12 protein-coding genes and 1 tRNA gene are annotated in these 12,466 nt (G+C 67.6%); 7 read left to right on the top strand and 6 right to left on the bottom strand.

Going from position 1 to position 12,466, the window contains the following annotated elements; all coding sequences use genetic code 11:
* Positions 1-57: 57 nt before the first annotated feature.
* Positions 58-717, top strand: a complete 660-nt coding sequence (phoU, locus tag AC5RWX_RS09485) for a phosphate signaling complex protein PhoU (RefSeq protein WP_493941425.1) — start codon at positions 58-60, stop codon at positions 715-717.
* A gap of 64 nt (positions 718-781) precedes the next feature.
* Here phoU and AC5RWX_RS09480 read toward each other — a convergent pair whose 3' ends face one another.
* Positions 782-1,540: a phosphoglyceromutase gene (locus AC5RWX_RS09480; protein WP_493944444.1), complete on the bottom strand. Its 759-nt coding sequence runs from the start codon at positions 1,538-1,540 to the stop codon at positions 782-784.
* Positions 1,541-1,793: 253 nt separating this feature from the next.
* Here AC5RWX_RS09480 and AC5RWX_RS09475 point away from each other — a divergent pair, with 253 nt between their 5' ends.
* Entirely contained in the window at positions 1,794-2,522 is a 729-nt protein-coding gene (locus AC5RWX_RS09475; RefSeq protein ID WP_493942141.1) for a class I SAM-dependent methyltransferase, read from the top strand.
* Between the two features lie 61 nt (positions 2,523-2,583).
* Here the strand turns inward: AC5RWX_RS09475 and AC5RWX_RS09470 are convergent, their stop codons facing one another.
* Both AC5RWX_RS09470 and AC5RWX_RS09465 read right to left on the bottom strand, forming a co-directional pair.
* Positions 2,584-2,907, bottom strand: coding sequence for a DUF2516 family protein (locus AC5RWX_RS09470; protein WP_493942139.1), 324 nt, complete (start codon positions 2,905-2,907; stop codon positions 2,584-2,586).
* 38 nt (positions 2,908-2,945) lie between these two features.
* Positions 2,946-4,112, bottom strand: coding sequence for a trans-sulfuration enzyme family protein (locus AC5RWX_RS09465; RefSeq protein ID WP_493944445.1), 1,167 nt, complete (start codon positions 4,110-4,112; stop codon positions 2,946-2,948).
* Positions 4,113-4,195: 83 nt separating this feature from the next.
* Between AC5RWX_RS09465 and tmk the strand changes: the two genes are divergently transcribed.
* The 5 genes from tmk to AC5RWX_RS09440 all read left to right on the top strand — a co-directional run bounded on the left by tmk (position 4,196) and on the right by AC5RWX_RS09440 (position 8,483).
* Positions 4,196-4,846, top strand: coding sequence for a dTMP kinase (tmk, locus tag AC5RWX_RS09460; RefSeq protein WP_494097285.1), 651 nt, complete (start codon positions 4,196-4,198; stop codon positions 4,844-4,846).
* Positions 4,843-5,982, top strand: coding sequence for a DNA polymerase III subunit delta' (locus AC5RWX_RS09455; protein WP_494097284.1), 1,140 nt, complete (start codon positions 4,843-4,845; stop codon positions 5,980-5,982). Before tmk ends, AC5RWX_RS09455 begins: the two co-directional genes overlap by 4 nt.
* A 44-nt stretch (positions 5,983-6,026) precedes the next feature.
* Positions 6,027-7,577 carry an alpha/beta hydrolase gene (locus AC5RWX_RS09450; protein WP_494097283.1) on the top strand — a complete coding sequence of 517 codons (1,551 nt, stop codon included), beginning with the start codon at positions 6,027-6,029 and terminating at the stop codon, positions 7,575-7,577.
* A 99-nt stretch (positions 7,578-7,676) separates the two neighbouring features.
* Positions 7,677-7,752 (top strand) — tRNA-Thr (locus tag AC5RWX_RS09445).
* 128 nt (positions 7,753-7,880) lie between these two features.
* Entirely contained in the window at positions 7,881-8,483 is a 603-nt protein-coding gene (locus tag AC5RWX_RS09440; protein WP_494097282.1) for an FMN-binding negative transcriptional regulator, read from the top strand.
* On the opposite strand, the gene AC5RWX_RS09435 is transcribed toward AC5RWX_RS09440, so the two are convergent.
* The 3 genes from AC5RWX_RS09435 to AC5RWX_RS09425 form a co-directional block, all read right to left on the bottom strand.
* Positions 8,480-11,176 (bottom strand): PEP/pyruvate-binding domain-containing protein, encoded by a 2,697-nt coding sequence (locus AC5RWX_RS09435; protein ID WP_494097281.1) that lies wholly within the window; start codon positions 11,174-11,176, stop codon positions 8,480-8,482. The two genes, AC5RWX_RS09440 and AC5RWX_RS09435, sit on opposite strands and share 4 nt — an antisense overlap.
* A gap of 110 nt (positions 11,177-11,286) precedes the next feature.
* Positions 11,287-11,760, bottom strand: a complete 474-nt coding sequence (locus AC5RWX_RS09430; RefSeq protein ID WP_493940912.1) for a hypothetical protein — start codon at positions 11,758-11,760, stop codon at positions 11,287-11,289.
* Between the two features lie 4 nt (positions 11,761-11,764).
* A complete protein-coding gene (locus tag AC5RWX_RS09425) occupies positions 11,765-12,394 on the bottom strand; it encodes a bacterial proteasome activator family protein (RefSeq protein ID WP_493957360.1) in 630 nt (209 codons plus the stop codon).
* Between the last annotated feature and the right edge of the window lie 72 nt (positions 12,395-12,466).

The following is a 12,466-nucleotide window of genomic DNA, read 5'->3' as shown; positions in this document are numbered from 1 at the left end:
TGATGCGAATGGGATGCTAGGTCCCGTATGCTCACGAACACAAGCGAAAGGACGCCAGTGCGCAAGGTTTTCCAGGCCGAGCTCCATCAAGTCGGAGAGCAGCTGGTAGAGATTTCCCGGCTCGTCACCGAGGCAATGCAAAAGGCAACCACTGCGCTCGACACCGCAGACATCGAGTTGGCCCAGGAAGTCATTGCCGCCGACGCCCGGATCGATTTCCTCCAGACGGATCTGGACGAGCGCTCCATCGACATCCTGGCGCTGCAGGGGCCGGTCGCCTCCGACCTGCGCATGATCGTGGGCGCCCTGCGGATGAGCGCCTCGTTGGAGCGGATGGGCGACCTTGCCCGGCACATCGCCCAGCTGGTCCGCCTGCGCTACCCGGACTACGTGATCCCCGAGTCGATGCGCCCGACGTTCCGGGAGTTCGCGGTGCAGGACATTGCGATCTCCGAGAAGCTGACCGAACTGCTGGAGACCCGCGACCTGGACCTCGCCGCCCAGATTGACATGAGCAACTCCCGCGTCAATGAACTGCACGCCGGCGTCTTCAAGGCCATCGCCGATCCGGCATGGAACTCATCCGGACCGACCACGGTGGACGTCTCGCTGGCCAGCCGCTACTTCGAGCGCTTCGCCGACCACGGCGTCTCGGTGTCCCGCAAGGTGACCTACCTGGTGACCGGCGAGTGGCGGCCCAACGCCCAGTCCATTTAGCCAGACCCTTAAACCGGAAGGCCGGCTCCCCGCGGGGAGCCGGCCTTCCGGTTTAAGCCAGCGGTTACTTCTTGCCCTGGTTGGCCACGGCCTGGATGGCTTCCGCCGCGGCGTCCGCATCCAGGTAGGTGCCGCCCGGGTTGACCGGCTTCAGGTTCTCGTCCAGTTCGTACACCAGCGGGATGCCGGTGGGGATATTCAGCCCGGCGATGTCATCGTCGCTGATGCCGTCCAGGTGCTTAACCAGCGCGCGCAACGAGTTGCCGTGGGCGGCCACCAGCACGGTCTTGCCGGACGTCAGATCCACGGAGATATCCGACTCCCAGTACGGCAGGAAGCGCTCCAGCACATCCTTGAGGCACTCCGTCCGCGGAACGTTGTCGCCCAGATCGGCGTAGCGCGGGTCGTTGACCTGCGACCACTCGCTGGCGTCGTCCAAGGCGGGCGGCGGGGTGTCGTAGGAGCGGCGCCACATCATGAACTGTTCCTCGCCGAATTCGTCGCGGATCTGGGCCTTATCCTTGCCCTGCAGGGCACCGTAGTGGCGCTCGTTCAGCCGCCAGCTGCGCTTGACGTCGATCCAGCTGCGGTCGGCGGCCTCCAGCGCAATGTTGGCGGTGACAATGGCGCGCTTCAGCCGGGAGGTGTACAGAACGTCCGGCAGCAGGTTGTGCTCGACCAGCAGTTCGCCGCCCCGGTGCGCTTCCTTGCGTCCCAGGTCTGTCAGCGGGACGTCGACCCAGCCGGTGAAGAGGTTCTTTTCGTTCCAGTCGCTCTGCCCGTGGCGCAACAGGACCAGCGTGTGTTTCGAAGTGGCTGTCATGGCAGCAATCCTAGCGGAGTGCCGCCCCACACCGGCGGCTCCGCCGCGACGTTACGCCGTCGGACTTGCCGGTGCAGGGAAGAAATTTCCGCGTGAGCTTGGGCACAATCGGCCCCGCTGCGACCTGTGCCGGGCAGCAGGCCGCTTATTCTTTTTTTTCGTGCCCCAGACCACCACGACCGCCAGCCGGCCGGTCCGCCGACCCATTGGAACTGTTACCCGGGGCACCACCAACCCCAACCGGCTGCGGCGAATGGACCGCTGGCTAGCCGGCCCCGAAGCCACCCGCCTGCGCCGGGCGGCGGACCCGCTGGTCATCGATTTGGGCTATGGAGCCGCGCCAACCACCGCCGTCGAACTCCATCACCGCCTCTGCCGGGTGCGCGCCGATGTTGAAGTGATCGGCATTGAAATCGAGCCGGCCCGCGTCGCCGTCGCCAAGCCGCTGGAACGCCCGGGCCTGAGCTTCCGCCAGGGCGGGTTCGAAATCCCGGTCTCCGGCCGGCGGCCCACGGTGGTCCGCGCCTTCAACGTGCTGCGGCAGTACCCAGAGTCCGAATTCGGCGCAGCCTGGGACACCGTATGCGGCCGGCTGGCCCCCGGCGGGTTGTTCGTCGACGGCACCTGCGATGAAATCGGACGCCGGGCCACGTGGATCGCCGTCGCCCCGGAAGGACCGCTCTCGCTGAGCATCTCGCTGCGCTTCGGCGCGTTCACGCGGCCGTCGGAAGTGGCCGAGCGGCTGCCCAAGGCCCTGATCCATCACAACGTGCCCGGCGAGCCGGTGCACCGCTATCTGCGGGCGTTGGACCGCGCGTGGGCAGACGCGGCGCCACTGGCCCCGTTCGGGCACCGGCAGCGCTGGCTGGCCATGTGCAAATCATTGCACGACGCCGGATGGCCGGTTTTGGATGGCCCCTCGCGCTGGCGTCTGGGCGAGGTCACCGTCGCGTGGAAAGCGGTTGCTCCCCAACCGCTGTAACGCCCGGAATCGCCTCAGGCGGTGGACCAGATCAGCACAGTCGATGCATGTTGCGGTCCGCTTACCAGGGGTAAGCCGACCCGCCGCCCTTGACCTCGATCAGGGCGGGCTTGACGTCCGCCAGATAGACGCCGGCCGCCGCGGCGGCAGCCAATTGGAAGATCATCCACGTACCCAGGCCGCCGGCCCCCAAAGCGGCCAACGCGCCGACTGCCGTGGCAGCCACCAGCACGCCGAGCCAGAACCCCTTGGTCTTCTTGAACGCGGCCTGGAAATAGTCGGCCTTGCGGCCCACGCAATCGGCCAGCGCCCACAGTTCAATAACCAGGGCTATCAGCCCCAGGACCATGTAAAGCCAGTACTGGATCTCGTAGGCAAGTTGCACGCCTTAAGCCTAACTGGTGGCGGTATGTTTCGGCAGCCTCACACGTCGGCCGCGACCAGCGCCTGGTTCAGGTCCGCCCACAGGTCGGCAGGGTTCTCGATCCCCACCGAGAGCCGCAGCAGGTCCTCCGGCACGCTGTCCGGCTCATTAACATGGCGACGGCGCCGCTCGATCAGCGACTCGACCCCGCCGAGCGAGGTTGCCGGCAGCCACAGCTGCAGCGCGTCGATGACCTTGTCCGCTGCGGCAGCACCGCCCTTCACCTGGATGGCGACGATGGAGCCGAAGCCGTCCATCTGGGCGGCGGCCCGGGCATGGCCTGGATCTTCGGGCAGGCCCGGATACCGCACGGCCTCCACCGCCGGGTGCTGCTGCAATTTGCGGGCCAACTCGCCGGCGGTGGCCTGGGAGCGCTCGACCCGCAGCGCCAGGGTCCGCACGCCGCGCAGCGCCAGCCAGGTCTCGAACGGACCGGCGATGGCCCCGTGCAGCGACCGGTGCACCAGCAGCCTGGAGCGCAGCTCTTCGTTGGAGGTCACGACGGCGCCCAGCACCACGTCCGAATGGCCGGCCAGATATTTCGTCACCGAATGCACCACGACGTCGACCCCCGCCGCCAGCGGACGCTGCCCCAACGGCGTGGAAAAGGTATTGTCGGCGACCACGAGGGCACCGGCCTGATGGGCGGCGCTGGCCAGAGCCTCCATTTCGGCGATCTCGAGCATCGGGTTGGTTGGGCTTTCCAGCCACAACATGTCGGCGCCGCCCAGCTGCGCTGTCACGGCGTCGGTGTCCGCAATGTCCACCGTGCGCAACTCCAGTTCGCCCCGCTCGGCCAATTGCTCGGCCATGGCCAGGCTGCCCTGGTAGCTGTGCCGCGGCATCACCAACACCCCGCCGGAGGGAATCAGCGACAACGCCGCCGAGACGGCGGCCAGGCCCGACGCGAAGACAAGGCCGGGCAGCGAGGCGCCCTCCAGCTCGGCCAAGGTCTCCTCAAAGGGATCCCAGGTCGGGTTGGAATAACGCCCGTAGGCGCGGTCCCCTTGGACCACTTCGCCACGACCAAAGAAGGTGGAGGACAGCACCACCGGCGGATTGACCGGGGCATCGTGGTCCCGAGGCGGGCGTCCGGCAGCCACCACCACGGTGTCCGGAGCAAGATGCTCAGCATGCTGGAGGTCGCGGGAGGAGGCGTCAGTCATGACAGCAGATTAGTACCCGCCCCCATCCACACGTTAACTGTGACCGTCCCGCGTGCCCCGACGATTCCGGCTAGGCTAATCAGGTGAGTTCCGACCGCCAGCCCGCCCACGCCAGCGGCCTCTTCATCGCATTCGAAGGCGGGGACGGGGCCGGAAAATCAACCCAAGCCACCGCCGTCGAGCACCGCCTCCGGGCGATGGGGCGCACGGTGCTCCGCACCCGGGAGCCGGGCGGCACGCCGGTTGGCGAAAAGCTGCGTGCGCTGGTGCTCGAACACGGCCACGGCGAGATCGATGCCCGCACCGAAGCACTGATCTTTTCCGCCTCCCGCGCTGCCCACGTGGAACAGGTCATCCGGCCGGCGCTGGAACGCGGCGACGTGGTGCTGTGCGACCGCTTCATCGACTCCTCGGTGGCCTACCAAGGTGCCGGCCGCGGACTCGGCCTGACCGAAGTCCGGGAGCTCAACCTCTGGGCCACGGAGCGGCTGCTGCCGGACCTGACCGTGCTCTTGGACGTCGCCCCGCAGCAGGGCCGCGACCGCCGTACGGCCGACGACGCTGCCGAAGACCGGCTGGAGTCCGAGCCAGACGACTTCCACTCGCGGATCCGCGGGGCGTTCTTGGAGCTGGCCGGCGCTGCTCCGGAAAAATATCTGGTCTTGGACGCCAGCGCCGCCCGGGAGGACATTACCGAAGCCATCATGGACCGGGTCCAGGAGCTGATCTCGTGAGCGTCTGGTCCGACTTGCCCGGCCAGAGCGCGGTGATTGAACAGCTCAGCCGCGCGGCGGCCGCCGAACGCCCCGCACACGCCTGGCTGTTCACCGGCCCGCCCGGCTCCGGCCGCAGCAACGCCGCCAAGTCCTTCGCCGCCGCGCTGCTCTGCGAACAGCAGGATCCGGCCGAGCGCGGCTGCGGAACCTGCCACGCCTGCCGCACCGTGTTGGCCGGCTCCAACGCGGACGCCACCCTGGTGGCCACCGAGAACGTGACCTTTTCCATTCAGGAGATGCGCGAGCTGGTCGGCAAGGCGCAGGACAAGCCGTCCTCGGGCCGCTGGCGTGTGATCATCATCGAGGACGCGGACCGGATGACCGAACGCACCACCAATGTGCTGCTCAAGGCCATCGAGGAACCGCCGCCGCGGACCATCTGGATGCTGTGCACTCCCAGCCCGGCGGACGTGCTGGTCACCATCCGCTCCCGCTGCCGCCCGGTCAGCCTGCGCATTCCGCCGGCCGACGACGTTGCGGCGTTGCTGGTCCGCAGGGACGGCGCTGATCCTGAATTGGCCGCTTTCGCCGCCCGGGTCTCGCAGAGCCACATCGGTGTGGCCCGCCGTCTGGCCTCCGACGCCGACGCGCGCCATCGGCGCGACACGATTGTTCGGCTGCCGCTGCGGCTGCGCGGAGTGGCCGATGCCGTCACCGCCGCCGGCGAGCTGGTGGATATTTCCAACGCCGACGCCGCAGCCGCCTCCGAACAGCGCAACGAAGCCGAACGCGAAGCGTTGCTGATCGCATTGGGTGCGCCGGAAAAAGGCGCCATGCCGCCGGCCATCCGCAGCCAGCTCAAGCGGCTGGAAGAAGACCAGAAACGTCGTGCCAAGCGCAGCCTCAGCGACTCGCTGGACCGGGTGCTGATCGACCTGAGCACCTTCTTCCGGGACGTGCTTACCCTGCAACTGGGCACCGGCACCGAGTTGGTCAACGACTACCTGCGCCAGGACCTGATCAGCTACGCGGAACGTTCCACCCCCGAACAGACGTTGGGCAGGATGGACGCCATCGCCCAGGCCCGGCAGCGCCTGGGCACCAACGTTGCCCCCGTTTTAGCCATGGAAGCCATGGCCGTTAGCCTGCTCTGAGTCCTACCCGATTTTCGCCGCAGCACTACCCAGGAGCCGCCCGCATGCCCCGCACCAGCCTTCCCGCCTCAAAGCTGCGCCATTCCGCTGCGGCGGTGCTGGCCGCCGTCGTCCTTCTGCTGGGCTCCGGCTGTTCGGTGATCGCACCGGAACAGGCACGCGGGCCCGCGGACCAGGCCCAAGTGACCGATGGCGTGGCCGAAGAGCTGATGCCGTTCTACACGCAGACCGTTGACTGGAAGCCCTGCGAGAACGGTTTGGAGTGCGCCGATATAGACGTGCCGCTGGACTACGCGGACGCCGGCGGCGAAAAAATCAAGATTGCCGCGATCCGAAGCGACGCCGGCGGTTCCGCCCAGGGGTCCATCCTGGTGAATCCGGGCGGTCCCGGCGCCTCCGGCTACGACCTGCTGCGCGACGGCCTGCAGACGATGTTCTCCAAGCAGCTCCGCAGCGACTACGACCTGGTTGGTTTCGACCCGCGCGGGGTCCAGCGGTCCGCACCGGTGACCTGCCAGACCGATGCCGAACGCGATAAGGCCCGGCAGACTGGTTACGACCGCGACTCGGATGCGGATATAAAGCGGGCCATCGACGACGCCGCCAAACTCGCGGCCAAGTGCGAGGAGAAGACCGGTCCGGTGCTGGGACATGTTGATACGGTCAGCGCCGCCAAGGACATGGACATCCTGCGCGCTGTGGTCGGTGACGAAAAGCTGAACTACCTGGGCTTTTCCTACGGCACGTTCCTCGGTGCTACCTACGCCGGGCTTTTCCCGGAACGGACGGGGCGGATGGTGCTCGACGGCGCGCTGGATCCCGCACTGAGCTACGAGCAGGTCACGCTGGGCCAGGCGGCCGCTTTCGAGGATGCCATACACGCCTACACGGCGTATTGCCTGGACAATGCCGACTGCCCGATGAGCGGCAGCGTGGACCACGCCGTTGACCAATTGCGGGACCTGATCCGCTCCGTCGAAGAGAGCCCGCTTACCGCGCCGGACGGCCGACTGGTCCCGGTGGGGACCTTCGTGTCCGGCCTGCTGGTCCCGTTGTACGACGACGCCAGCTGGCCCGTCCTGACGCAGGCCCTGAGCACCGCGTTCCGGGGTGATCCCAGCAACATGCTGTTGCTGGCGGACGCCGGCGCCGGACGCGATCCCGACGGCCACTACACCAACAACACCACGGACGCGTTCATGGCGATCAACTGCCTGGACTACCCGATGGTGACCGATCTGGCCGGCATGCGCCAGGACGCCAAGGAACTGGAGCGGGCCTCCCCCACCATCGGCCGCTACCTGGCCTTCGGCGGGGCGAACTGCCGGGACTGGCCGTATGAACCGACAGGCGAACGCGCCCCGATCCACGCCGAGGGCGCCGCCCCCATCCTGGTTATCGGCACGACCGGGGATCCCGCCACCCCCTATGAGTGGGCCGAATCGATGGCCAAGGAACTGCAGTCAGCCACGCTGCTGACCTACGAGGGCGAGGGGCACACAGCCTACGGTCGTGGGAACACCTGCATCCGCGAGGCCGTGGACAGCTACTTCGCCGACGGGGCCATGCCTGCCGAAGGCACCGTCTGCTCCTGAGCCGGCCGGTCCCGGCGGGCCGGTCCGTTTTGACCGTCCCGCCACGGCTCCCATATAGTTGTTCTTCGTGGATTCAGCCCGGCAACGGTGCAGCGTCCCGCCTCCTTAGCTCAGTCGGTAGAGCGTTTCACTCGTAATGAAAAGGTCGCCAGTTCGATTCTGGCAGGGGGCTCCAGCAAACCCCTAGGACCCATGGTTCTAGGGGTTTTTCGTATCCCTGAGGACTGAGAAGGTGGCATGCTGGCCGGGTAGACCCTTGTTCACCTGGCTTGCCTCGGCGCATTCCCGAAAGGAACTCCCCTCATGCGGCACACGCCCGCCTACCTGCTGTCCGATCCGGCCGAAGTCAAGCGTCTGATTCGGAACAACCCCTGGGCCACCTTCGTTTCCGCCACAAACAACGGCTTGGTTGCCTCGCACTACCCGGTGTTGCTCGACGAAGACCGTGACGAGATCACCATCGTCAGCCACTTCGGCCGCCCCGACGACACTTTGCACGAGCTCGGCAGCCACGAAATCCTCGTCATCATCCAGGGCCCACACGACTATGTATCCCCCAGCTGGTACGCACCCGGCGATCTGGTGCCGACCTGGAACCACGTCACCGCACATCTTTACGGAACGCCGGAAATCCTCAGCGATGAGGAGAACTACGACATGCTCACCCGTCTCACCGAGCACTTTGAGCAGCATCATCCCGGCGGCCGGCACCTCAGCGAAGACGAAGAGGGAACCCGCCGCATAGCCAAGGGCACCGTCGGACTGCGGATGCTCGTGGAACGGTTCGACGCGAGAGCGAAGCTCAGCCAGAACAAGCAGCCGGACGTCGTGCAGAACGTCATCGCCCAGCTAGAACATCAAAATCCTGCCCTTGCCGAAGAAATGCGACGAACACATACCCCTTAGGTAGCGGGCGGGTTGTCGATCGCGACGGTGCCGGCGTCGCCGTCGACGTGGATCCGCTGGCCGCTGGCGAGCCGTTGGGTGGCCACTGCCGTGCCGAGCACGGCGGGGATGCCGTATTCCCGGGCCACGATGGAGCTGTGGCTCAAGGGCCCGCCGACGTCGGTGACCACGGCCGAGGCCATCGCGAACAGCGGCGTCCAGGCAGGAGTAGTGATGCGGGCGACCAGCACATCTCCAGGAGTCATCCGGACGAAGTCCTCCGGCCCGCCCAAAACCCGAGCCGGAGCGCTGACCCGGCCGGGACTGGCTGCTATCCCTTTGATGGCGCCCTCAGCCTGCTGCGGACGTGCGGGCATCATGGACCCGAAGGCTCGTTCCATCAGCCGGCTTTCGGGCAGCAATTGCGGAGCGGCGGCTTTGAGCTGGCCGCGCCACAGCATCTTGCGCTCCTCGACTGCGTCTGCCCGAACGGGACGGTCTGTTCCAGTGATGGCTACCGTCGGTGTTCCGGGTTGTTCCGGGCCGCGGATCGCCGGGGCTTCGCGGTTTCGCGGGGCGGCGAGGCCGAAGTCGACGGCGCTGGCCAGTTCCTGGCGGCGCAGCCAGAACACGTCGGCAGGTTCTGCAATCACGCCCGCGTCGACCAGCCGTTGTCCGAGCTCCAGCAGCATCCGGCGGACCAGCGGCCAGGCCAGGCCGACGTCGGCCAGTGCGTCCTCGCGGATGGGGGCGACGTTCTGCGCCCACCGCAGCAACCGGAAGAATGCGGCGGCCTTGCGGGTTTGCCCGAGCCGGGCGGCGATGCGGTTGGTGTGGTCCTCCCTGCGGGCGGCCGACATGCTTTGGCGTTCGTACGGGTCGTGGCCCTGGCCGCGCAGGTAGAACTTCACGGTTTCCAGCAGCGGTGAAGGATCATCGGCCGGCACCGCATGAATGAAGTCGAGGTTGTAGACCGCATGCCCGAAACGGTCGAGGTGGGCCTGCAGCCGCGGCTGCCACTGCCGCCAGAGGACAGGATCCACCCCGGCTGGAGGGGTTCCCTCGCGCTGTGATTCGGCCAGCACTGTCGACGGTGTATCGAGGAGCACCGTGACCAGCCCCGGCACATCACGGGCCCAGGCAGCGAGGTCATAGAGGGACTTTTCCGCCCGGATGGGTTCGCTGTCATAACCCAGCAGGAACGTCACGGCGGGCGGATCTTCGGTTCGGCGGACGGCCTTGTTATAAAACGCGGTGAAGCAGATTTCGCTGGTCGCGGCAAGCGGAATGATGGACTGCACCGCCGTGTAGTAGACGGCACAAGCATCAACCAAGGACTGCACGCCCCCGAACAGTTCCCCGCCCGACAGTTCCCGCACCGGCTTCGCCGCCCAGTCCGCAACGATCCGCTCGTAGCGGGGGTGGGAGTAGTCCCGCCATCCGGTGACTCCCATGTGGGCCTTGCCGCGCACCAGTGCCATCATCGCGGTGGGCGTCCGGCCGATCATCCGCACCATCGCCCGGCTGCGGTAGTAATAGTAGGCGTAGCCGTTGACGGTGGGCAGCCCCACATCGCCGTCGTGAATCACGTTCTTGCCCACGGCTTCGTCCATCAGGGCTCTGAGCGACCGCGACACCGCGCCGTCAACCAGGTCAGCAAACAGCGGCGAGAGCGGGTCCGGCAACTGTTCCACGATGCTCGCGCGGAAGTAGAGCCCGTTCCGGTAGGGCAGGGGCCAGCTGTCCAGGGGGTCAGCCGCCGGTTCAGGCAGCGCCGTAACGGGCCGCGACTGGAGGAAGAAGAACCCGTCGCCGGTCCGTGCCCACTCGATGTCCTGCGGCGCCCCGAAGTGGTCCCCGATCCGCGCTCCATAGCGGGCCAGCGCCGTAGCGGCCGGATCATCCAGTACCTGCTGGCGGCGGAGCTCCTGCGGAACCGGCTGCTCCCGGGTGCCTTGCTCGGCGCTCACAGTCATGACTTCCTTGCCGGCTGTCCGCCGCGAGAGCACGCGGCCAGTCCCCGCGTCGATGACGATGTTGTCGGGGGTGACCGTGCCGCTGACCACGGATTCGCCCAGGCCCCAGGCGGCGCTGATCACAATCTGGTCGCGGCGGCCGTTGACCGGATTAGCGGTAAACATGACCCCGGCCGCGTCGGCGCTGACCATCCGCTGGACCACCACCGCCAGGCGCACCGACGCAGGTCCGATGCCTTCACGCGCCCGGTAGGCCATGGCGCGGGCCGTCCACAACGAAGCCCAGCAGTCTGTCACGGCGGCGGCAAGGGCCTGGGCGCCGTGCACGTTGAGGTAGCTGTCCTGTTGTCCGGCGAAGCTCGCCGCGGCGAGGTCCTCGGCGGTGGCGGAGGAGCGCACCGCCACCGGCGTATCCCCGTCACCTAGCGCCTGGTACGCAGCGCCGAGTTCAGCGGCGACGTCGTCCGGCATGATGCCGCCGGTGAACAGGGTGCGGATCTGCTCCGAGGCCCGCTGGTAGTCCTGCATCGCCGCTTGCGGCCCCAGATTGGCCAGCTCCTGGACGCGCGCCGCAAGGTGGTTGGCGTCAACGAAAGCTGCGTAGGCCGCGGTGTTCAGCACGAAGCCCGGGGGCACCGGTACCCCGGCCCGGATGAGGCCGCCCAAGCCAACGCCCTTGCCACCGGCCGCGACGAGATCCCCCTCTCCCACATCGCCGAGATAGTTGATGTAGGCCATGAGCGTGCGTCCATTCCGCCCGGCACCGGGCCGTCGACACTGGCACCTGATTGCCAACATGATGGCACGGCCAGATCCCGGAGGCCACGGTGGCGATAGCCTGGTGCCGGCTAACGCTGCCCTGCGCCGCCGCGCTCCAGGCCGGCCAGCAGCCGCTCGGCCTCGGCGAGATCCGATAGGACGACGGCGGCGTGGCGACGCACGTTCTCTACACCGGTTGCATAGCCCTGGGGGCCGCCGAGCCTCGCCATGGCTGCTGCCTGCGCTGTGGCAGCCAGCGAGTTGCCGGCCTTGGAGAGGCTTCGGTGGACCTCGGCCAAGGCGCCGCCCGGAATGTCCAAGCCGTCGGTGGGATGCCTCGATTGCGCCGCGACACAGCAGTTGCGCACCCGGGGCAACAGCGCCGCCAGCTGGTTGGCAATGGGCAGCAGTTCGCCGTAGAGTCCGTCGTCCTGCACGCCTTCGAGGACTTGATGGTAGCGTTCCAGGGCGCGCCGGAACCGGTCATGCGCGCGGCGCCAGATTCCTTTGCCGAGTTCCTTATCGTCCCGGCGGGCCTGCCGGGCAACGCCGAAGAGCGCCACGGTCCTAGAGGTACTGCCCGGGACCGACGTGGCGTTCGGCGCCCTGGCCGGCGTTCTCCCCCTCGGCCCCGGTGGCGCGGCGCGGTTCGCCGTCATCGCCGATCACGACGCCCGGGGCAATCATGGTGCCGGGCGGCAGCTGGCGCATCTGCATCCGCGCGGCCATCTGCTGGCTGATCGCCTGCTGTGCTGCGATGGCGGTCTGGATGCCGTGGAACAGGCCCTCCAGCCAGCCGACCAGCTGCGCCTGGGCAATCCGCAACTCGGCGTCCGACGGTGTGGAGTCGTCGGTGAAGGGCAGGTTGATGCGGTGCAGCTCCTCGACCAGCTCCGGCGCCAGCCCGTCCTCGAGCTCCTTGACGGACCGCTCGTGGATTTCGGCCAGCCGAGTGCGGGCCGCATCATCGAGCGGTGCGCTGCGTACTTCTTCCAGCAACTGGCGAACCATGGTGCCGATCCGCATCACCTTGGCCGGTTCGTCCACCAGGTCCGCGAGTTTGGAGCCGCCGCGGCCGGACCGGGGCGCGTCGGCGTCGGCCTCCTCGGGCTGCGGTTCGCCGCCTTCCTGGGGCTGGCCGGACAGTGCGCCGACGATGACCGGTTCTTCGGGCTGCGACGTCTGCTCTTCGCTCATGTTTTCATCTTGCCAGAGACCGCCACCCGGCGCAGACCGGACCCCGTCCTGTTCAGGGCGCGTCGGTGCCCG

It is taken from the genome of Arthrobacter sp. SPT-J7, assembly GCF_059089965.1.
This window is presented reverse-complemented; position numbering and strand designations above follow the sequence as displayed.

Bases quoted from the DNA above. Each gene is read 5' to 3' on its own strand.
- AC5RWX_RS09465 (WP_493944445.1), bottom strand. From the start codon at position 4,112: ATGACTGACGCCTCCTCCCGCGACCTCCAGCATGCTGAGCATCTTGCT.
- AC5RWX_RS09435 (WP_494097281.1), bottom strand. From the start codon at position 11,176: ATGGCCTACATCAACTATCTCGGCGATGTGGGAGAGGGGGATCTCGTC.
- AC5RWX_RS09480 (WP_493944444.1), bottom strand. From the start codon at position 1,540: ATGACAGCCACTTCGAAACACACGCTGGTCCTGTTGCGCCACGGGCAG.
- AC5RWX_RS09475 (WP_493942141.1), top strand. From the start codon at position 1,794: ATGGACCGCTGGCTAGCCGGCCCCGAAGCCACCCGCCTGCGCCGGGCG.
- AC5RWX_RS09425 (WP_493957360.1), bottom strand. From the start codon at position 12,394: ATGAGCGAAGAGCAGACGTCGCAGCCCGAAGAACCGGTCATCGTCGGC.
- AC5RWX_RS09450 (WP_494097283.1), top strand. From the start codon at position 6,027: ATGCCCCGCACCAGCCTTCCCGCCTCAAAGCTGCGCCATTCCGCTGCG.
- AC5RWX_RS09440 (WP_494097282.1), top strand. From the start codon at position 7,881: ATGCGGCACACGCCCGCCTACCTGCTGTCCGATCCGGCCGAAGTCAAG.